The sequence below is a fragment of the Pantoea phosphatilytica genome (genome assembly GCF_051025615.1).
GTDB lineage: Bacteria > Pseudomonadota > Gammaproteobacteria > Enterobacterales > Enterobacteriaceae > Pantoea.
The window spans coordinates 89,422-108,899 of record NZ_JBPFDF010000003.1 but is presented as its reverse complement, the minus strand read 5'-3'; the positions used below and the strand labels follow the sequence as shown (position 1 = coordinate 108,899).

Here is a 19,478-nt window from a genome sequence, read left to right as displayed (position 1 = left end):
TCTGGAAGGATCCGGAAAATCCCGCCCAGGCTGTGCTCCTGAAAATTTATAACGAAATGCCGGTCTGCGTTTAAGTCCCTGTGGGACATGTTTAACAATGATGTTCAGGAATGATTGATGGATATTTTGCAAGCGTTGCTGCATGCCCTGTGGCAACAGGATTACGAAACTCTTTCCGATCCCACGCTGGTATGGGCCATTTACGGCGTGCTGTTTATGATTCTGTTTCTGGAAAATGGCCTGCTTCCTGCCGCATTTTTACCGGGTGACAGCCTGCTGATTCTGGTTGGCGTGCTGATAGCCAAAGGCACCATGAGTTTCCCGTTAACGATCCTGGTATTGACCACGGGTGCCAGCCTTGGCTGCTGGGTAAGCTATATCCAGGGGCGATGGCTGGGCAATACGCCTACCGTGCAGAAGTGGCTCTCTCACCTTCCCGCCCAGTACCACCAGCGCGCGCACAGCATGTTTCATCGTCACGGTTTGTCGGCTCTGCTGATTGGCCGCTTTATCGCCTTTGTGCGGACGCTCTTGCCAACCATTGCCGGATTGTCCGGCCTCAGCAATACCCGTTTCCAGTTTTTCAATTGGGTAAGCGCCTTCCTGTGGGTTGTGATTTTAACCGTTATCGGCTTTGCGCTGGGTAAAACCCCGATTTTCCGGCGTTACGAAGATGAGATGATGTTCTTCCTGATGATGCTGCCACTGGCGCTGCTGGTCTTTGGCCTGATCGGATCCCTGGTCGTGTTATGGCGTAAGCGTCAGGCGAATCAGAACGGGAAAGCCGAGTAATGAAACTGCTACAGGCTGTTCCCAAACGGTGGCTACCGTGGCTGATTGCTGCCGCCTTTGCGCTGGCCGCGCTCTGTCTTGTTCCCGGTCTGATCAAACACGAAACGGTAGTGCAGATTCGGGTTTCCCATGCCGGAGCGACGCTGCCCGACGGTTTTTATCTCTATCAGCAGTTAAGCGCGCAGGGTATTCGTATCAAAAGCATCACGCCTGCAGGTGATGCGCTGGTCATCCATTTTGACAGCGAAGAGCAGAGCCTGGCGGCGCAAAAAGTCCTGCGTCGTCTGTTGCCACAGGGCTTTATTGTGGCGCAGCACGATCACTCGCAGCACCTCTCTCTGGCCTGATCGCCCGAACTCGCCTCCTTCAGTCCACCGCGTTGTTACAGGGTGGGCTGAAAGAGGCCCTATCTCCCGGTCTTCTTTGAACTTTTTACTAACGCTGTCTATGCTTAAGCGAGAGTCGATCCTCAGCACCCGAAATCAGATGATTACGCCAGTGATGACGGATCAGGTCGCAAAGGAAGGGTCCAGGACCGATGAAATATCAAATTTTACTGGGTGTCACGCTCTTCTCGCTGTCCGGTTCACTGCTGGCCGCCGAAGCGCTGTGTGAGCAGAAGGAGCAGGACATTCAGCGTGAAATCGGCATGGCACAGAAGCACAACAACCAGCGCCGGGTTAACGGTCTGGAGCGTGCGCTGACAGAAGTCCGGGCTGACTGCAGTGATAAAAAACTCGAAGCAGCCCATCTGGAAAGAATTAACGCGCAGAAGCAGAAAGTGGCGGAACGCGAGCACGCACTCAGGGAAGAGCGCGAAAAGGGTCATGACAGGGAAATGGCCAGAAGACAACAAAAGCTGGATGAAGCGCGCCGGGAGCTGAAAAAGTTACAGGCGGAGCCCTATTAATCGGAATTAACCTACTGATGTTAAAGGAGTATTTTATGTCTAAAGACACATCATCGGAACATTTGCGTGCTGAGCTGAAAAACCTGGCGGATACGCTGGAAGAAGTGCTGAGCAGTGGCACTGAAAAATCCAAAGGCGAGCTGGATAAACTGCGTAACAAGGCGCGTGTGGCGCTGGACAGTTCGCGCGAACGTCTGGGCGAATCTGGCGAGCGTATTGCGGCGACCACCCGCGAAGCGGCACAGAAAGCTGAAGGCTACGTGCGTGAAAATCCCTGGCATGGTGTGGGCATCGGTGCAGCGATTGGCGTCGCACTGGGCATGCTCATTTCGCGTCGTTAATCATGACTGACTCACAGCAGAACCACGGCCCGGCGAAAGGGGTCATTAACATCGGTCAGCGTATTGTAACCACGCTGGTGGGTATGGTTGAGACGCGTGTCCGTCTGGCAGTGGTGGAACTGGAACAGGAAAAAGCAAACCTGATACAGCTGCTGTTGATGGTAGGCCTGACCATGCTGTTCACGGCATTCGGTCTGATGAGCCTGATGGTGCTGATCATCTGGGCGGTCGACGCACAGTATCGTCTGATGGCGATTGGCATCACCACCGGAACGCTGTTCCTGCTGGCGGTTATCTTCGGGCTCTGGACACTTCGCAAAACACGTCAGTCCACGCTGTTGCGCCACACGCGCAAAGAGCTGGAAACCGATCGTAAATTGCTGGAGGAGCAACGCTGATGAGCCGCCGCGAGCGTGAAGAACGCATCCATGAACTGCTTAAGCATGTGCAGCAGCAGCGGCTGGACTTGAGCGCTGCGCGGCGTGACTGGCTGGAAGGCACCGCCCACTACGATCGCGGCTGGTTTACTTTCCTCAGCTTACGTCGTTATCTGGCTATCGGCAGCAGTGCTCTGGCCGTCTACTCGATTCGCAGCCCTAACAGGCTGCTACGCTGGGCAAAACGGGGCTTTGGCGCCTGGAGCACCTGGCGCATGATTAAGTCCGCCATGCCACCGCGCTAATCCTGTTAAAAGCCGGCCCTGAAAAGGCCGGCTTTTCTTCATCAGAATTTCTGAAAAACACTGACAGTTTATCTCGCTTACAACCTTTTCGCCGCGCGACTATCATCTCCAGCCATCACCCCAATGAACGCAGCACTGCTTTCAGCGGGCATAAACCCTGCGGGCAACCTGCCCTGCATCACTGATAGCGCTGGAGTAAATGATGAAAAAATTCGAAGATACTGGTCTGTTACTGGCTCGCATCCTGATGCCAATCCTGTTTATCACGGCAGGCTGGGGCAAGATCACCGGTTATGCCGGTACGCAGCAGTATATGGAAGCGATGGGCGTACCTGGCTTTATGCTGCCGCTGGTGATCCTGCTGGAGTTCGGCGGTGGTCTGGCCATCCTGTTTGGCTTCCTGACCCGTTTTACGGCTCTCTTTACCGCAGGCTTCACCATCCTGACGGCGTTCCTGTTCCACAGTAACTTTGCCGAAGGCGTCAACCAGCTGATGTTTATGAAGAATCTCTCCATCGCCGGTGGCTTCCTGGTATTGGGTCTGGTCGGTCCTGGCGCATACAGCCTTGATCACCTGATCAGCAAAAGAAAACCGCAGGCCGTTGCGCGCTAATCTCACGTAATGCGTAATGCCACATATACTTAGCAGGGCGGGGAAGTTTCCCCGCCCTGTTTGCATTGGAGCCATTATGGGACAGTTAATTGACGGTGTCTGGCATGACACCTGGTATGACACCAAATCGACCGGCGGTCGATTTAAGCGTTCAGAATCAGCGTTCCGTAACTGGGTTACGGCGGACGGCAGTGCGGGTCCGACAGGCAGCGCGGGATTCACCGCTGAACGCGACCGCTATCATCTTTATGTCTCGCTGGCCTGCCCATGGGCGCACCGCACCCTGCTGATGCGTCAGCTGAAAGGGCTGGAGAGCATGATCGATGTGTCAGTCGTCCATCCCCTGATGCTGGAGAACGGCTGGACCTTTGATGATACCTTCGAAGAGGCGACCGGCGACAAGCTCTATCAGAATGAGTTTCTTTACCAGCTCTATCTGCATGCTGACCCGCAGTATAGCGGCCGCGTCACCGTGCCGGTTTTGTGGGACAAGCAGCAGAACACCATCGTCAGCAATGAGTCGGCGGATATTATCCGCATGTTCAACAGCGCCTTTGATGCAGTGGGTGCGCGCGCCGGTGACTATTATCCCGAGGCGCTGCGTAAGGAAATCGATGAGTTGAACGGCTGGATCTATGACACCGTGAACAACGGCGTCTACAAATCGGGCTTTGCCACGTCGCAATCCGCCTACGATGAGGCTGTGACTGCCCTGTTCCATTCGCTGTCGCGGCTGGAGCAGATTTTAGGCCAGCATCGCTATCTGACCGGCGACCAGCTGACCGAGGCGGATCTCCGACTCTGGACCACGCTGGTCCGTTTCGACCCGGTCTATGTGACCCACTTTAAATGCGATCGTCACCGGATTTCTGATTACAGAAACCTCAGTGGTTTCCTGCGCGACATCTATCAGATGCCCGGTATCGCAGAGACGGTCAGCCTGCCGCATATCCGTCATCACTACTATTGCAGCCACAAGACCATCAACCCGCACGGCGTCATTTCGCTGGGCCCGGCGTTTGACTGGGATGAGCCGCACGGTCGCGGTTAAAGGTTGTGAGTGTCATAAAAGCAAAAACCCCGCAGAAGCGGGGTTTTCAGTAAAAGTCGAAGCTGACCGTTAAGCCGGGTTCTGTCGTGGACAGTCATTCATCTAGGCCAGCAATCGCTCACTGGCTCAAGCAGCCTACCCGGGTTCAGTACGGGCCGTACCTTGTGAACCCCTATTTGGCCTTGCTCCGGGTGGAGTTTACCGTGCCACGAACTGTTGCCAGTCGCGCGGTGCGCTCTTACCGCACCCTTTCACCCTTACCTGATCCCATTTCTGGGCCATCGGCGGTTTGCTCTCTGTTGCACTGGTCGTAGGCTTGCGCCTCCCAGGCGTTACCTGGCACCCTGCCCTATGGAGCCCGGACTTTCCTCCCCTCTGCCCGTCTCCCCACAAGTGAGGACGACGACAAAGCGGCGACTGTCTGGTCAGCTTCGGCGCGGGATAATAGGACATTCCCCGCCGTTTGTCACGCCTCTTGCTGCGCCAGCGCATACTTATAAAGCGCATTCTTCTTCACGCCGTGGATCTCTGCCGCCAGCGCCGCCGCGCGCTTCAGTGGCAGCTCCTTCTGCAGCAGCGCCAGGGTTCGCAGCGCGTCAGCCGGTAACGCATCGTCATCCAGGACCTTATGCCCCTCGACAATCAGCACCATCTCACCTTTGCGGCGATTCTCATCCTCTTTTACCCAGGCCAGCAGCTCGCCTGCCGGCGCACCGTGGATGGACTCCCAGGTTTTGGTCAGCTCACGCGCCAGCACGACATACCGGTCAGCGCCCAGCTCACTGACCATATCCTGCAGGCTGTCGATCAGACGGTGGGTGGATTCATAAAAAATCAGCGTGCGCGGCTCCTGCACCAGCGCCCGCAGCGCATCACAGCGGCCTTTGGTTTTGGCGGGCAGAAACCCTTCGTAACAGAAACGATCGGACGGCAGACCGGCGGCACTCAAGGCGGCAATCGCGGCACAGGCACCCGGCAGCGGCACCACACGGATACCTGCTTCACGGCAGCGACGCACCAGATGGTAGCCCGGATCGTTGATCAGCGGCGTGCCAGCATCAGAAACTAAGGCTATGCTTTGACCTTCCTGCAGCTTCGTCAGCAGCAGCTCAGCCTTGTGCTGTTCGTTGTGGTCATGAAGTGAGAAGAGTCGCGCATTGATGGCGAAATGTTGTAGCAACAGCCCGGTATGACGTGTATCTTCCGCAGCGACCAGATCGACGCTCGAAAGCACCGTCAGCGCCCGCTGGGTGATATCACCCAAATTACCAATCGGGGTTGGAACGATGTAGAGCGTGCTGGCAGAAATCTCTGCCCGATCGAGTTGTTTCATTGTTTCATCCGAATTGCCGATTTAATATTGAGCATCTTGAAAAAAACATCACTGGATACAGTATGCTTCCTTCAAAAGTCGTTCGTCATAAAGCAGGACGCTTTCTGCCTGTCATTCTTGCTGGGCTGATTTTAGCCGCGTGTAGCGGTCAGGGGCCGCAAACCTCAACCGTTAATATTCAGGGGCCTGTCACAGCCAGCTCCGCTTACTATCTTCAACAGGCGCAGCAAAGCAGCGATGATAGCAAGACCGACTGGCAATTACTCGCAATCCGCGCCCTGTTGAAGGAAGGAAAGTATCCTGAAGCGACGCAGCAACTGAGCCAGTTGCCGCAGCAGCTCTCTGAGACGCAGCAGCAGGAATCTCTGCTGCTCAACGCGCAATTGCTGATTGCGCAGCAGAAAACTAAAGAGGCTGAACCGCTGTTAGCCCAGGTGAAAACCGGCGCACTGTCGCAGGATCAGCTGGCGCGCTACTACAGCCTGCAGATCGCCAGCGCCCAGGGTCGCCCGTCGCTCTCACTGGTGCGCTCTTATATCGCCCAGGAGCCGCTGCTGAAAGGCACCGATCATCAGGGCAATATTGACGCGACCTGGCAGACGCTGACGCAGATGTCACCGCAGGAAGTCAGCAACCTGGTCATCAATGCCGACGAAAATGTGCTGCAGGGCTGGCTGGATCTGCTCGCGGTCTGGCGCGCTAATGCCCAGGATGCGGAGATGCTCAAGTCAGGCATTAAAGACTGGCAGACCCGCTACCCGCAGAACCCGGCGGCCAAAACCCTGCCGACGCAGCTCAGTCAGATGCAGAGCTACACCAAAGCCTCAACCAGCCTGATCGCGCTGCTGCTGCCGCTGAACGGCCAGGCGCAGGTGTTTGCCAACGCGATTCAGAAAGGCTTTAACGACGCGAAGAACGGTCTCTCTGCTCCGGCCGCGCAGCCTGCCGCAGCCGCACAGCCCGCCGAGGCCGCGGCCAGCACGCAGCCCACTGCCGTCGCAGGTTCTGCCAGCGATCCGATTAGCGCACCGCAGCAACAGCAGCAGCAGCCTGCCGAGACCGCCGCTCAGCCTCAGTCTCAGTCTCAGCCGATTGCCGCACAACCGGCCAGCAGTGCTCAAATCAAGGTGTATGACACCAGCAGCCAGCCAATTGAGCAGGTGATGCAGCAGGCTCAGCAGGATGGCGCCACCATCGTGGTCGGCCCGCTGCTGAAGAGCAACGTCGAGAAAGTCGCCAACAGCCAGACGCCGCTGAATGTGCTGGCGCTTAACGAGCCAGAGCAGATCCAGAATCATCCAAACATCTGTTACTTTGCGCTCTCGCCTGAAGATGAAGCCCGCGACGCGGCGCACCATATCTGGGATCAGGGTAAACGCCAGCCGCTGCTGCTGGTTCCGCGTAGCGGATTGGGCGATCGCGTCACCAACGCCTTTGCTCAGGAGTGGCAGTCGCTGGGTGGCACGACGGTGATGCAGCAGCGCTTCGGTTCCACTGCTGAACTGAAACAGGGCATCAACAGTGGCGCAGGCATCAGTCTCTCCGGTACGCCGGTGAATGCCGCCCCTGCCGCGTCGCAGGGTGTTTCTATCGCAGGGCTGACGATTCCTGCTCCACAGCAGAGCACGCCGGATGCGGTCAGCACCAGCAGCGGTGGCAGCGTCGACGCAGTCTATATCGTATCGACTCAGGATGAACTGCAGCTGATCAAACCGATGATCACGATGCGCACCGGCAGCCGCAGCAACATCTCGCTCTACGCCAGCTCACGCAGCGCACAGGCCGGTGCCGGTCCCGATTTTCGTCTGGAGATGGATGGCCTGCAGTTCAGTGACATCCCGCTGCTTTCCGGCAGCAACCCTGGCCTGATGCAGCAGACCGCGAAGTCATTTAACAATGACTACTCGCTGGTGCGCCTCTACGCCATGGGAATGGATGCCTGGACGCTGGCGAATCACTTTAACCAGATGCGCCAGACACCAGGCTTTACGCTGGACGGCAACACCGGCAGGCTCAGCGCCAACACGGATTGTGTGATCAACAGGAAGTTGACATGGAACCAGTATCGTCGGGGCGAAATCGCACCGGCCAACTGACCCGCCGCCAGATAGGTGCCGGGCATGAAGATGCGGCCCGGCGCTATCTGGAGCAGGCTGGCCTGAAATGGGTCGCCAGCAATGTTCACTTTCATCATGGTGAACTTGACCTGATTATGCGTGACGGGCACTGTTGGGTGTTTGTGGAAGTCCGCTACCGTCGCGACGCGCGTTATGGTGGCGCACTCGCCAGCATAACCCGGAATAAACAACAAAAGCTGCTGCGCGCTGCCGCTCTCTGGCTGGCGCAACGCGGCGGCAGTTTTGAAACAGTGAATTGCCGTTTCGATATCATCGCCATTACCGGCACGGCGCTTGAATGGCTGCCGAATGCCTTTAATGCAGACGTTTAGAACCAGGTGGTCGTGTGCAGGAAAGAATTAAAGCGTGTTTTACTGAAAGTATTCAGACCCAGATAGCCGCCGCCGAGGCATTGCCCGATGCCATCTCCCGTGCGGCCATGACGCTGGTACAGTCGTTACTCAATGGCAATAAAATCCTGAGCTGTGGCAACGGGGCCTCATCGGCCAATGCCCAGCATTTTGCCGCCAGCATGATCAATCGTTTTGAGACCGAACGCCCCAGCTTACCGGCGCTGGCGCTGAGTGCAGACAACGTGATGCTGACGGCAATCGGCAATGACCGGCTGCATGATGAAGTGTATGCCAAGCAGGTGCGCGCCCTGGGACAGGCTGGCGATGTACTGCTGGCGATCTCTACCCGCGGCAACACGCGTGACATTATCAAGGCGGTGGAAGCCGCAGTGACACGCGATATGACTATCGTTGCGCTAACCGGGTATGATGGCGGAGAGCTTGCCGGACTGCTGGGCCCGCAGGATGTGGAAATCCGTATTCCCTCTCATCGCAGTGCCCGGATTCAGGAGATGCATATGCTCACCGTGAATTGCCTGTGCGATCTGATCGATAACACTCTCTTTCCCCATCAGGAATGAACGAAGGAGCACGAATGAAAGCATTGAACGCTATAGCTATTCTGTTAACTGCCATGCTGCTGCAGGGCTGCGTTGCGGTCGTTGCGGGCGGAGCTGCCGTTGCGACCAAAACGGCGACCGATCCCCGCTCTGTCGGGACGCAGGTGGATGATGGCACGCTGGAGCTGCGCGTCACAAACGCGTTAGCTAAAGATCAGCAGATCAAAACCGATGCCCGCGTGATTGCCACGGCTTACCAGGGCAAAGTGCTGCTGACCGGTCAGGCACCGTCGCAGGAGATTGCTAATCGCGCCAAACAGATCACGATGGGCGTTGATGGCGCAACCGAGGTGTATAACGAGATCCGTATCGGCCAGAAAGTGACGCTCGGCACCACCTCGTCCGACACCTGGATCACCACCAAAATCCGCTCACAGCTGCTGGGCAGCGATCAGGTGAAATCGTCTAACGTGAAGGTGACGACGGAGAATGGCGAAGTGTTCCTGCTGGGTCTGGTGACGCCACAGGAAGCGCAGGCAGCGGCCGATATTGCGAGCCGTGTCAGCGGCGTGAAGCACGTTACCACCGCATTCACCATGCTGAAGTAACCGGCAGAAAGCAAAAAAGGCGGCCCTGGCCGCCTTTTTTATTGCCTGTAATTCAGACAGGAATGTCGATGATCAGCGCGCGGGTCGCTGTTTTCGCGGTCAGCTGCAACAGCTTCTCCTCCTGCAGGAACGCGCCGTCGCCGCAGCCCAGCTTTTCCTGATGGTCGGTGCCGGACATGGCCGTCAGCGATCCGTGAATCGACTGCAGATAGGCGCGTGGCCCCTGCAGGCGCAGCGCGTGCTGCTCACCGGGTGCCAGTTCAACCTGATAAATCCACACCTGCTGACGCAGTTGCAGACTCGCTTCCACGCCATCCGGCGAGGCGACCAGCTGCGACAGCTGCCCGTCGGCCAGCGCCATTTTCTGCATCCGTGGGTTTTCCCGCTCCGGGCAGGCGGCCAGCCAGAGCTGCATACGCGTCAGCGGACGCTCTTTGCTCAGGTTGATTTCCGTGTAACTGACCCCCGGCTGCGCAGAGAGCAGCAGCGCCTCCCCTTCCTGCACGCTGATGGTGTTGCCTTCGCTGTCGCGATACTCCGCTTCACCCTGCAGCACGATGTTCAGCACATCGACCTGGGGATAGGAGCGCGGCTGAAACGCCGCGCCCGGTGCCAGCACTTCCTGGTTCAGGACGCGCAGTGACGCGTAGCCCATCAGCTTTGGATCAAAATAGTGGCCAAAAGAGAAACTGTAGCGGGCCTGTAACCAGCCAAAATCGGCCTGGCCACATGCGGACGCGCTGCGTGTGGTGATCATGATTTACCTCCGGCATCCGTTGACGAGGATCGGTCACGGACTCTATACCCTCATGGTAAAAGTCTGGACGCCGGATTGTTAGCCAGTTAATCTGCCCGGCATGTTCAAATTTCCTGACAGAGAACCGGGATGGCTAAAGAGCGTGCGTTAACCCTTGAATCTTTACGTGTGATGGATGCGATCGATCGGCGAGGCAGTTTTGCCGCCGCCGCGGATGAACTGGGCCGCGTCCCCTCCGCCCTCAGCTACACCATGCAGAAGCTGGAAGAGGAGCTGGATGTGGTGCTGTTTGACCGTTCCGGTCATCGCACCAAATTCACGAACGTGGGACGCATGCTGCTGGAGCGTGGCCGGGTGCTGCTGGAAGCCGCCGATAAACTCACCACCGACGCGGAAGCGCTGGCGCGCGGCTGGGAGACCCACCTGACCATCGTGACCGAAGCGCTGGTGCCGGTGGAGGCACTGTTTCCGCTGGTCACGCGGCTGGCCGACAAGGCCAACACGCAGTTTTCGCTGGTTACCGAAGTGCTGGCGGGGGCCTGGGAGCGGCTGGAACAGGGTCGCGCCGACATCGTGATCGCGCCGGATATGCACTTCCGCGCCTCCACCGAGATCAATACCCGCAAGCTCTACACCATGATGAGTGTCTATGTCGCCAGCGCCGATCACCCGATTCACAACGAGCCTGAACCGCAGTCAGAAGTGACGCGGGTGAAATACCGTGGCATTGCGGTGGCAGACACCGCCCGAGAGCGGCCGGTGCTGACCGTGCAGCTGCTGGATAAGCAGCAGCGCCTGACCGTGAGCAGTATGGATGACAAGCGCCGCGCGCTGCTGGCGGGCCTGGGCGTCGCGACCATGCCCTATTCGTTAGTGGAGCAGGATATTGCCGAAGGTCGCCTGCGGGTCGTCAGCCCGGAGTATACCCGCGAGGTCGATATTATTATGGCGTGGCGGCGTGACAGCATGGGCGAAGCCAAATCCTGGTGTCTGCGTGAGATCCCGCGCCTGCTGGCGAAAAAAAACTGATACTCAGGGGCGGCTCAGACAATCCATTGCGACCGCCCTGAAGCTGCTGAAATCGGTGCAGTCCCGCAGGCGGGTCATCGCCCTTTCACGCAGAAACGTCACAAACAGATCGTAGATCGCCATCGCCTCTTCATACTCACTTTTGCTGATCGCCAGCAGGAAAATCACATAGGCGGTGTCGTCGCCCCAGGCGATCCCCTGCGGGGCCAGCACCGTGCAGACCACGGTTTTCTTTGCCAGCAGCCCCAGCGAGTGCGGCAGCGCAATGCCTTCGCCGAGCATGGTGCTGACAATCGCCTCGCGCTCCTCCACCGACGGACAGAACGCCGCATCCACGAATCCCTCCGCCTCCAGCTGGTCGCACAGCTGGCGAAACAGCGCAGAGCGGGTCATGGGTCGATCAACAATATGGAAATGCTGCGCATCAAAAAATTTCGCCAGCATATAGGGACGGGTGCGATCGACCAGCACCAGTTTGCCAATCTGCTCCAGCTGAAAACCGGTGGGAAACGGCGACATGACCACCACCGGCTTCTCTTTTTCGCTGAGCCGGATGGTCGAGATCACAAAATCCTCTTCGATGCGGCTGCGCGCCTCATATTCACGCTGTGACAGCCGTGCCGTGACCTGCAGCTGCGGATAGCGGCGCAGCAGCATCGCCTCGATCATCCGCAGCGTGGAGTTGCCGCTGTCGCACACCAGCAGCACCTGCGGATGGCGCTGATAGCCCACATCATAGTGGCGCTCCAGCCCGACACCGATGTGCAGCACCAGAAAGCCAATCTCATTCTCGCTGATCACATAAGGGGTATATTTCCCCCAGCTGGTTACCGCCGCCAGAGTGACATCATAGGCCATCGGGTAGTGCTGCTTGATGTTACTGAGCAGCGGATTGGGAATGTGAATCTGATAGCGTACCCGGGTAATCATGGTCTTGATGTGGGTAAGCAGATCGGCACGCAGCTGCTGGTCGTTCTGCAGATTGAAGTTGTAGTGGGTGTTGATAAAGCTGAGCAGATAATCCACCAGCGCATCGCCATCATCTGCGTTGATCGCGCTGGGGGCCACCGCCTGAATCCGCCGCGCCGCAATGTTAATCCGCAGCCAGTGCTCTTCGGCCGGGGAGATCGGCTTACTGACCAGCGGTCGCATCAGCGTGATCAGCTGATGTGCGGCTTCACGCTCCTCATCGCCAATCTCTTCGGCACCCGGATCGTTAAGCGGATAGCCTTCGCTGATACGCCGCACCGCCACGGCGCAGTAGATCCGCAGGTAGCGCTCCCCCTCATCACTGAGCCGGATGTTATGCCGGGCGAAACAGCGCTGCAGCAGCGGGCGCAGCGTCTCCAGTATGCCGCTGTTCAGCGCCTCGATGGTCAGCAGCGGGCTCTCCGGCTGCACCTGATCGATTTGCCACAGCAGGTCGGTCAGACAGGTGCGGATCGCCACTTCGCTGCCAAACAGCTTCATGCCGTAATGCGGCTTACTCTCGATCGTCAGGTGATAGCGCCCCAGCCATTCGCGCACTTCGGCCATATCATTCTGCAGGGTGGCGCGGCTGACAAACCACTCTTCGGCCAGCTCCTCCAGCTTCAGCGAATAGGCGGCGGTGAGAAAGCGGGTCAGCAGATAACGGACCCGATCCGGTGCGGTTCGCGGCACCCGCAGCGGCGACGCACTGTGCTGTTGCAGATGCTGAAAACGCTGCGCATCCTCAATCTTCAGCTGATAGCCCGCGCCGCGATTCAGGATAAACTGCGCGCCATGCTCTGCCAGCAGCGCATTCAGCGCCGTAATGTCGGTGCGCACGGTTCGTGTCGAGACCGCAAAGCGCCGCGCCAGCTCATCCTGAGGCAGCGTTTCGTTTTGCAGGGCATCGAACAGTTGCGCAAGGCGCTGATTGGGAAATCTCACAAGCGTTACCTGTTAGCAGACAAAAGGTGGAAATCAGCCTACGGCGATCGTCGCGCAACGTCCATGCTGCGCGATCGTGCCGGGGCGGTTCGATCGTATCGATCCTCAGGCCAGCAATGTTTTAGAGATGGCCAGCAGCTGCCGCACATCCTCCACGCGCGTCTCGCCACTGGCCTGGTCGATGATCGAACTGTAAACGTGCGGGATCACTTTACTGACGCCGGACTCCAGCGCAATACGGACGATCTCACCGAAGTTTTCCAGATCGATGCCGCCGGTCGGCTCCAGCCAGAAATCCTGCTTTGCGCACGCTTCCGCCACGGCGCGATACTCCGCCACCGCCTGCAGCCCGCCCATCGGAAAATATTTCACCGAGCTGCCGCCCATATCCTGCAGCATCGCGATGGCGGTTTCGACCGGTACGATCCCGTCCCGCTGTTTTGCGCTGCGTGGCCCGGTGGAAATTTTTACCCGACCCGGCGTGCCGGTCGGTGAAATCAGGCCGTTCACCACCGTCTGCGACTGGCCCAGCAGGGCGCGGCTGGTGGCGACGCCGGTAAAGACCTGGTTTACATGCTGCGGTTGCAGCACCGCCGCGATCTCACTCACCATCTGTGACTGATTAGGATCGCCCGCGCCCAGCCCGATCGAGAGCGCGTTGTCGATCAGCGCGGCATACTCGCGCATATCGGCGATCGCGGCCGCGTTGCTGGCGTAGTTTTTCGACAGTACGCCCACCAGCACATGCCCTTCTGCCGCCTGCCAGATGGCGTGCGCATTCTCTTTTGATCCTGCCAGCACATTCAGGCAGAGACGATCCTGATAAAAATGGGGGGTCAGCGTCATGCGTGGTTTTCTCCGTTTAACAGCGCCTGGATGCGGGTAAAGATGGTATTCAGCTGATCGGCGCTGACGCTGCGGACGTCCGCTTCGATGATCCCTTCGTTGGCTTTGTAGCCGCGGAAGTAGATCGCCACGTCGCCCTTTTTCAGCGCCTGCACCAGATCGCCGGTGCGGTGCGGGATCGCGGCTTCATCGAAGGCGATCTCCGTGCGGGCGATATCGCGCCCGGCCCCGTCCCACACCACACGGGCCGTCACGCCGTGCAGGCTGTTGAGCTGCTCAATAAACGGCGTCATTTTTTCCACCATCTGCGCGCCGCTGATCTTCGGCTGCGTCAGATAGCTTTCGATGGCCTGGGTCAGCCCCAGAATGCCCTCTTTGCCGACTTTCATCGCCCGGCCAATACCGTTGCTCTGACGCTTCACCCATTCGACATACTGATGCCTGCCGATCACCAGTCCGCTGGTCGGCCCTTCGATCGCTTTGGCACCGCTATAGATCACCAGATCCGCGCCCGCCGCGTAGTAGCAGTACAGATCCTCTTCTGCGGCAGCATCGACGATCAATGGCACGCCGTGCTCGCGCGCTACGGCGGCAGCCTGCGCCACATCAAGATGGCTCTTCTGCACACAGTGGTGCGATTTTACATAGAGGATGGCTGCGGTCTGTGGTGTGATCGCCGCGGCGAGCTGAGCGGCTGAGCATTCGTTGCTGTAGCCTGCCTCTACCAGCACTCCGCCGCCCAGCGCCACCATACTTCCCACCGGCGCGCCATAGTTCACGTTGTGCCCTTTCGGCACCACAATCTGATGCGGAACGGTCAGCGGCGCAGCATGCAGATTATCCAGCAGCCAGTCGTTATCTTTGACAATCACCGCCGCCACGCTCTGGGCGATACCGGCCGAGGCGCAGGAGACCACCAGCGCGTTCTCCACCTTCAGCAGATCGGCGATATGGGCGCCCGTCTTATCCACCAGATCGTTCATTTCGAAGTAGTGTTCGAGGCCATATTTCACCGTGTCGATTACCTCACTCGACGGCGTGGAGACACCGAGGATCGTCATACGGCCAGAGGCGTTAATCACCGGCTTCAGGCCATACTTTTCATAAACCGAATTCATGCGCGGCTCCTTCTTCAGTCGCAAACCACTCTCCGGCGACCACGGCCGCCAGCGGGATCAGATGTTTGTCACCGGCCACCTGTTCACCTTCTGAATCGATGAAGGGCCGGATCGCCTGGTTAACGCTAAACACCGTCAGATCGGCGTCATAACCCACTTTCAGCTGGCCTTTACGCTGCAGGTGAAGCCCTGCGGCCGCCCTGACCGTGACGCAGTCGATGACCTGCGGCAGCGTCATGCCAACGCTGAAAAACTTCGACATGACATGCGCCAGACTGTGCACCGGCCCGGCCATGCGATTGCGGCAGTAGATGTCTGAGCTGATGGTGTCGGGCAGAATGCCCTGCGCGATCGCCGTCCGGGCGACCTCAAAGCTGAAACTGGCGCTGCCGTGACCGACATCAAGCCGGACACCGCGCGCAATGGCCTGCTTTACCGCCACTTTCAGTTCGCCCTGCGGTGTCAGAATGCGGTTGGGCTTGCCGTTAAAGCAGTGAGTAATGATGTCGCCGGTGGTGAGCAGATCCACAATCTGGTCGAGATCGGGCGGATTGTTACCAATATGCACCATCAGCGGCAGCCCGCCGCTCTCCTGCTGGATCGCTTTGGCCTTTATCAGCGGCTGCACGCCATTTTTACCGACCACGCTACTGCTGATACGCGCCTTGAGGCCGACAATAAAATCAGGCAGCCGTGTCACCGCCTGCTGCACCGCCTCGCCATCGATCTGCGTCATATCGGCCAGCTCGTTCTGGGTGACGATGCCGGTACGGGCGATATTGATCAGCGCATAGACCTGCGTCGTAGCCGTGCGCGTCAGCCGGTAAAAGTCATCAATGTGATCTGCGCCGGTGCTGCCTGCATCGACGACCGTCGTGACGCCGTGCGCCACGCCAATCGCATCCGCCTCATCATGGTAAATCGGGGATTTGGGATAACAGTGAACATGGGAGTCGATCCAGCCCGCGCTGAGATAGAAGCGGCCCGCCAGGTTGCGCTCGCGGCGGGCGCGGCCCTGCACATGGCCTATCGCCGCGATGCGGCCATCCTGTAGCGCAATATCGACCACCTGCTCATCGCAGAGGCGCGCGGCGCGGATAATTAAATCGTACATGGTTTCTCCTTAACGGCAGCCCGCTGCCGGGCTACCGGTGAGATCAGAGCGCAATCGGGTAAATCGCACCCAGAATCATTGCGCCCAGAATCGCGCCGCCGGTAATCGGCTTGTTCCAGAGATAGAACAGCAGCGCGCCCAGCAGCGAACCCAGTCCAATCGGGATAGAGGCGCCCATCGCGGAGAGAATGATGAGCGGCCCCAGGAAGCGCCCGGAGGCGTTACCCGCGCCCATCATCACGTCAGCGCCGTAAGTCGAGTCGCTCTGATTGATGGTGAATTTACGTGCCAGAATTATCAGGTAGCCAATGGCCAGGCCGATCACCAGCCCGGTCGCCAGCGAGGCGGCGAAGTTTGCCACCGGAAAGATGATGCCTGCGCCCAGCAGCAGCGCCGGAACGCCCAGCCCAACACCGGTCTGAATCGCGCCGCCGATATCCAGGATGCCTACCAGCGAGCCTTCGATAATGCGGGCAAAGAGGAAGCTGGCACCAAAGGCGGCGACCGCGCCATAGACGCCGCTTTCCATGCCTGCGCGCAGCATCGAGACAAACGCCACTTCGTTAAACGCACCGATGCCGTAGAGGTAATACATGTGGGTTCCGGCAAAGACACCCGAGGAGAGCAGGCCAACAAAGATCGGGAAAGACCAGTCTGCGTACCAGAAGCCTCTGTTTTCGTTCATCGCATCGCCCTCTATTTGCCGCTGACGGCGTTATGGATCAGGTCAAGCCAGCCAGGAATGCCGAGCTGGAATGACTGCAGCAGTTTCATGTCGAAACCCCGGAAGAAGCCGCTCAGCACAAACAGCAGCACAATTGCGGTCATCATGACCCTGGTGACCCGGTTCCAGCCGCTCTCTTCCACGCCTTTACCGATCAGAATTCCCAGCACCAGGCCCGGCACGGCGTTGCCCATGATCAGCTGCGCCAGACCGCCAAAAATGGTGGCCCAGAAGCCCGACTTCCTGCCCGCGTCGATCGCCGCCAGCCAGAAGATGACCGGCATGACGGTGTTCACCAGCAGATTCGCGGCAGGCACCAGTACTTTAACCGCCGTGACCTGCAGCGCAGCCGGTACCGCCGAGGCGGTCGAGTTGAGGAAGGCGACCACGATCATGCCGATGATGCCGCAGGCGATAGCCATTTTTTTCGGGTTGTGCAGCGTCTCCGCCACGTTACGATTCTTCACCATCAGCGCCGCCGCGCCCCAGTTCGGGATGATGCGGTGATCCACATCCTGCGTGAAGGAACCGGCTGCAACAGAAGATGCCCAGGCATTGAAAAAGAAGCCAAGACCAAAGGAGAAGTGGGATGCCGGATCGCCTTCGCACGAGTTCAGCTCGCCCAGCGTTCGAAACGCGCCCATCCCCTGGGTCGTCGGCGCGTGGAACATGCGCGCGGCGCCTGCACCCACGCCGACGCCAACCAGCCCGCCAATGATCAACGACTTAAACAAAATGATTAAAAACATGTTGTTGTACCTTATTGTCGTTTTTTGCCCGCCCGGCGTCAGCCGCCGCCTCGCGCTGCCCGCCGCACCGTCGCGACGGCAGAAATGTGGCAGAACGGCCCGATGCTGACAGGCTTATGATGTTGTCGTGAACACCACCTGCTCCGTGTCGAAAACGGTGACGCTGACGGTGATCTCCAGCGTGACGCTGAAGCGCCGGCGCTGACGCGCCAGAAAGAAGAAGAGAAACTTCTCGGTTCTGACGCTCTCCTGCGCGCGCAGCACCCGGACATCCTGAGGCTCGATGCGCAGCAGGATTTTTTGCGTTGCGCGCAGAACCTGGTTCTGCACACGGCTCAGGGCATCGGCAAAGGCTTGCGCTTTGGTGTCGCCTTTGCCGTCGACCGTCACCTGCGTCACGTAGTGTTCTTTCATGATCCGCTGCCGTGCTTCCTGTTCCAGGCCTGCACCAGCCGCTCGCCTAACTCCTCCTTGTCCATAAAACCAAAACCCAGCACCGTGGCGCCTTCATTGATGGCAGTAACGCCCTCATCGACCGAGCGCATGCCATGTTTTGCTTTGTAACCATGTTTGTTCTGCGCGGTGATCGCGCCTGCACCGCCACTGCCGCAGAAAGAGATGCCAAAATCAGCGTTTTCAGCCTTCATCACATCACCCAGCTTCATGTCGGCCGCCACCCCCGGCACCACGATGGCCCGGCCACCCGCTTTTTCGATGCCTGCCGCCACTTTCTGCCCTTTACCTAACCGATCGCCAATCACGACTGTGACCATGTTCTGTTCCTCTTCAGTTGTTGGATCGCGCGACTTCAATATGGACTGACAGCAGCCACGCCTCTTCACGGGGCAGATTGCCAAACAGCGCCACCACCTGCTGCGCCAGCACTAACGTCTCCGGCGGAATATCCTCAAACAGCTCCGCTTCCACATCCGGCAGCGGCTCCCCGCTCAGTGAGCGTGACGCCATGGCGGTGACATGGGACTGCAGCATCTGCTGCTGCACCGCATTGGGCTGAATGCCATGCTGCTGGTAAATCGCCTCAATCTGCCTCATCACGCGCTCAGCCAGCGCCTGCACTTTCTCCGGTGGCGCTTCATACACCGGGACGCCGTTATTGCTCACCTTGCTACTCCTGTTAAGCCGGATAATTCGCGTTGAAAATAAATTAGCCCGCATCGCACCGGCTGTGGAGAGGCAACATTTCCAGCAGCAAGTGGAAATCGAGGTGAAGGTTGTGCGTCAGATCGCAGCCTGCACGATTAGTGCGGCAGACATCACAGATTGCACAGAACGTGACGCCGGACGGTCATAAAGCGGGAGGTCGTGCGGCGCAGTGGTGGACGAGCGCTAAAAGAGGAGGACGTGATAAGCAGAGGTGATGATAAAAAACCGCCGGTCGGGCTGACCGGCGGTCTGATTAACGGAATTTCTTATGGTTGGTATTGCGGATGTCATCAAATTTAGCGGCTTCGCGCTTTGCGCCATCCACGTTGTTCGCTTTCGCCAGCGCATCGACCACATCGATCTGGGCAATCAGCGAGTCCAGACCGGCGTGATACGCTTTTACCTGCGCGCTGTCAGCAGGCTGACCTTCCAGCTTATCCGGCGTGGACTGCTTCGCATCCTGCGCGGCAGTGCGCATCTTCGCTAACGCCTGCTGCATCTCCTGAGCATTGTCCGTTTTTTTGACAATTTTCAGGTTCGCATTCAGCGTGCCCATATCCTCTTCCAGATCCGCCGCATAGAGGCTGACGCTGGAGAACAGCAGAGAAGCCGACAACATTGCAATCACATGCTTACGCATCATTATTTCCTTTTTTATTGTGATGAAAAAAAAGCAGCCAGCCGGCTGCTTCAGGAATCCATC

Annotated in this window: 25 protein-coding genes and 1 other RNA gene; 13 read left to right on the top strand and 13 right to left on the bottom strand. The window is 58.4% G+C overall.

What is annotated here, in order from left to right:
- Nucleotides 1-117 precede the first annotated feature (117 nt).
- The 8 genes from ACR6AS_RS13235 to ACR6AS_RS13200 all read left to right on the top strand — a co-directional run bounded on the left by ACR6AS_RS13235 (nt 118) and on the right by ACR6AS_RS13200 (nt 4,389).
- Nucleotides 118-792, top strand: coding sequence for a DedA family protein (locus ACR6AS_RS13235; protein WP_111142125.1), 675 nt, complete (start codon nt 118-120; stop codon nt 790-792).
- On the top strand, nt 792-1,139 hold the full coding sequence (gene mzrA, locus ACR6AS_RS13230) for an EnvZ/OmpR regulon moderator MzrA (RefSeq protein WP_367395852.1): 348 nt from the start codon (nt 792-794) through the stop codon (nt 1,137-1,139). Before ACR6AS_RS13235 ends, mzrA begins: the two co-directional genes overlap by 1 nt.
- 191 nt (nt 1,140-1,330) lie before the next feature.
- Entirely contained in the window at nt 1,331-1,702 is a 372-nt protein-coding gene (locus ACR6AS_RS13225; RefSeq protein WP_434162451.1) for a DUF1090 domain-containing protein, read from the top strand.
- A gap of 35 nt (nt 1,703-1,737) precedes the next feature.
- On the top strand, nt 1,738-2,043 hold the full coding sequence (locus tag ACR6AS_RS13220) for an ElaB/YgaM/YqjD family protein (RefSeq protein WP_111139262.1): 306 nt from the start codon (nt 1,738-1,740) through the stop codon (nt 2,041-2,043).
- Nucleotides 2,044-2,045: 2 nt separating this feature from the next.
- A complete protein-coding gene (locus tag ACR6AS_RS13215; protein ID WP_199559984.1) occupies nt 2,046-2,441 on the top strand; it encodes a phage holin family protein in 396 nt (131 codons plus the stop codon).
- Nucleotides 2,441-2,725 carry a YqjK-like family protein gene (locus ACR6AS_RS13210; protein WP_111139260.1) on the top strand — a complete coding sequence of 95 codons (285 nt, stop codon included), beginning with the start codon at nt 2,441-2,443 and terminating at the stop codon, nt 2,723-2,725. The genes ACR6AS_RS13215 and ACR6AS_RS13210 overlap by 1 nt, the downstream gene beginning before the upstream one ends.
- 202 nt (nt 2,726-2,927) lie before the next feature.
- Nucleotides 2,928-3,338 (top strand): DoxX family protein, encoded by a 411-nt coding sequence (locus ACR6AS_RS13205; RefSeq protein WP_111139259.1) that lies wholly within the window; start codon nt 2,928-2,930, stop codon nt 3,336-3,338.
- Nucleotides 3,339-3,414: 76 nt separating this feature from the next.
- Nucleotides 3,415-4,389, top strand: a complete 975-nt coding sequence (locus ACR6AS_RS13200) for a glutathione S-transferase family protein (RefSeq protein WP_418803477.1) — start codon at nt 3,415-3,417, stop codon at nt 4,387-4,389.
- 54 nt (nt 4,390-4,443) lie between these two features.
- Here ACR6AS_RS13200 and rnpB read toward each other — a convergent pair.
- Both rnpB and rsmI read right to left on the bottom strand, forming a co-directional pair.
- Nucleotides 4,444-4,822: RNase P RNA component class A (gene rnpB / locus ACR6AS_RS13195), an RNA gene on the bottom strand.
- A 33-nt stretch (nt 4,823-4,855) separates the two neighbouring features.
- Nucleotides 4,856-5,722 carry a 16S rRNA (cytidine(1402)-2'-O)-methyltransferase gene (gene rsmI / locus ACR6AS_RS13190; RefSeq protein WP_111139257.1) on the bottom strand — a complete coding sequence of 289 codons (867 nt, stop codon included), beginning with the start codon at nt 5,720-5,722 and terminating at the stop codon, nt 4,856-4,858.
- A gap of 62 nt (nt 5,723-5,784) precedes the next feature.
- Here rsmI and ACR6AS_RS13185 point away from each other — a divergent pair, with 62 nt between their 5' ends.
- Genes ACR6AS_RS13185 through dolP form a run of 4 tightly spaced genes read left to right on the top strand, consistent with a single transcriptional unit; the run spans nt 5,785 to nt 9,360 of the window.
- Complete coding sequence (locus ACR6AS_RS13185) at nt 5,785-7,818, top strand: penicillin-binding protein activator (protein WP_434162445.1); 2,034 nt, start codon at nt 5,785-5,787, stop codon at nt 7,816-7,818.
- Nucleotides 7,776-8,171, top strand: a complete 396-nt coding sequence (locus ACR6AS_RS13180; RefSeq protein ID WP_111139255.1) for a YraN family protein — start codon at nt 7,776-7,778, stop codon at nt 8,169-8,171. The genes ACR6AS_RS13185 and ACR6AS_RS13180 overlap by 43 nt, the downstream gene beginning before the upstream one ends.
- A 14-nt stretch (nt 8,172-8,185) precedes the next feature.
- Complete coding sequence (diaA, locus tag ACR6AS_RS13175) at nt 8,186-8,773, top strand: DnaA initiator-associating protein DiaA (RefSeq protein WP_111139254.1); 588 nt, start codon at nt 8,186-8,188, stop codon at nt 8,771-8,773.
- Between the two features lie 14 nt (nt 8,774-8,787).
- The gene (dolP, locus tag ACR6AS_RS13170; protein ID WP_111139253.1) at nt 8,788-9,360 is read left to right on the top strand and encodes a division/outer membrane stress-associated lipid-binding lipoprotein; all 573 of its coding nucleotides are present in this window, start codon (nt 8,788-8,790) and stop codon (nt 9,358-9,360) included.
- 52 nt (nt 9,361-9,412) lie between these two features.
- Here the strand turns inward: dolP and ACR6AS_RS13165 are convergent, their stop codons facing one another.
- Nucleotides 9,413-10,117: a pirin family protein gene (locus ACR6AS_RS13165; protein ID WP_111139252.1), complete on the bottom strand. Its 705-nt coding sequence runs from the start codon at nt 10,115-10,117 to the stop codon at nt 9,413-9,415.
- A gap of 129 nt (nt 10,118-10,246) precedes the next feature.
- Between ACR6AS_RS13165 and ACR6AS_RS13160 the strand changes: the two genes are divergently transcribed.
- On the top strand, nt 10,247-11,146 hold the full coding sequence (locus ACR6AS_RS13160; protein ID WP_111139251.1) for a LysR family transcriptional regulator: 900 nt from the start codon (nt 10,247-10,249) through the stop codon (nt 11,144-11,146).
- A gap of 3 nt (nt 11,147-11,149) precedes the next feature.
- Here ACR6AS_RS13160 and ACR6AS_RS13155 read toward each other — a convergent pair whose 3' ends face one another.
- The 10 genes from ACR6AS_RS13155 to cybC all read right to left on the bottom strand — a co-directional run bounded on the left by ACR6AS_RS13155 (nt 11,150) and on the right by cybC (nt 19,415).
- Complete coding sequence (locus ACR6AS_RS13155) at nt 11,150-13,060, bottom strand: BglG family transcription antiterminator (RefSeq protein WP_111139250.1); 1,911 nt, start codon at nt 13,058-13,060, stop codon at nt 11,150-11,152.
- 105 nt (nt 13,061-13,165) lie between these two features.
- A complete protein-coding gene (gene dagF / locus ACR6AS_RS13150; protein ID WP_111139249.1) occupies nt 13,166-13,906 on the bottom strand; it encodes a 2-dehydro-3-deoxy-phosphogluconate aldolase in 741 nt (246 codons plus the stop codon).
- Nucleotides 13,903-15,024, bottom strand: a complete 1,122-nt coding sequence (locus ACR6AS_RS13145) for a DgaE family pyridoxal phosphate-dependent ammonia lyase (protein WP_293774424.1) — start codon at nt 15,022-15,024, stop codon at nt 13,903-13,905. Before ACR6AS_RS13145 ends, dagF begins: the two co-directional genes overlap by 4 nt.
- Entirely contained in the window at nt 15,008-16,138 is a 1,131-nt protein-coding gene (locus ACR6AS_RS13140) for an amidohydrolase/deacetylase family metallohydrolase (RefSeq protein ID WP_111139247.1), read from the bottom strand. Before ACR6AS_RS13140 ends, ACR6AS_RS13145 begins: the two co-directional genes overlap by 17 nt.
- 43 nt (nt 16,139-16,181) lie before the next feature.
- The gene (locus ACR6AS_RS13135) at nt 16,182-16,823 is read right to left on the bottom strand and encodes a DUF4310 family protein (RefSeq protein WP_418798312.1); all 642 of its coding nucleotides are present in this window, start codon (nt 16,821-16,823) and stop codon (nt 16,182-16,184) included.
- An 11-nt stretch (nt 16,824-16,834) separates the two neighbouring features.
- The gene (locus ACR6AS_RS13130) at nt 16,835-17,611 is read right to left on the bottom strand and encodes a DUF4311 domain-containing protein (protein ID WP_367395857.1); all 777 of its coding nucleotides are present in this window, start codon (nt 17,609-17,611) and stop codon (nt 16,835-16,837) included.
- Between the two features lie 114 nt (nt 17,612-17,725).
- Nucleotides 17,726-18,025, bottom strand: coding sequence for a DUF4312 family protein (locus ACR6AS_RS13125; protein ID WP_111139244.1), 300 nt, complete (start codon nt 18,023-18,025; stop codon nt 17,726-17,728).
- Nucleotides 18,022-18,384 (bottom strand): SFCGS family glycine-rich protein, encoded by a 363-nt coding sequence (locus tag ACR6AS_RS13120; RefSeq protein ID WP_111139243.1) that lies wholly within the window; start codon nt 18,382-18,384, stop codon nt 18,022-18,024. Before ACR6AS_RS13120 ends, ACR6AS_RS13125 begins: the two co-directional genes overlap by 4 nt.
- Nucleotides 18,385-18,397: 13 nt before the next feature.
- Nucleotides 18,398-18,733: a glycine dehydrogenase gene (locus ACR6AS_RS13115; protein ID WP_111139242.1), complete on the bottom strand. Its 336-nt coding sequence runs from the start codon at nt 18,731-18,733 to the stop codon at nt 18,398-18,400.
- Between the two features lie 295 nt (nt 18,734-19,028).
- Complete coding sequence (gene cybC, locus ACR6AS_RS13110) at nt 19,029-19,415, bottom strand: cytochrome b562 (RefSeq protein ID WP_111139240.1); 387 nt, start codon at nt 19,413-19,415, stop codon at nt 19,029-19,031.
- Nucleotides 19,416-19,478: the final 63 nt, after the last annotated feature.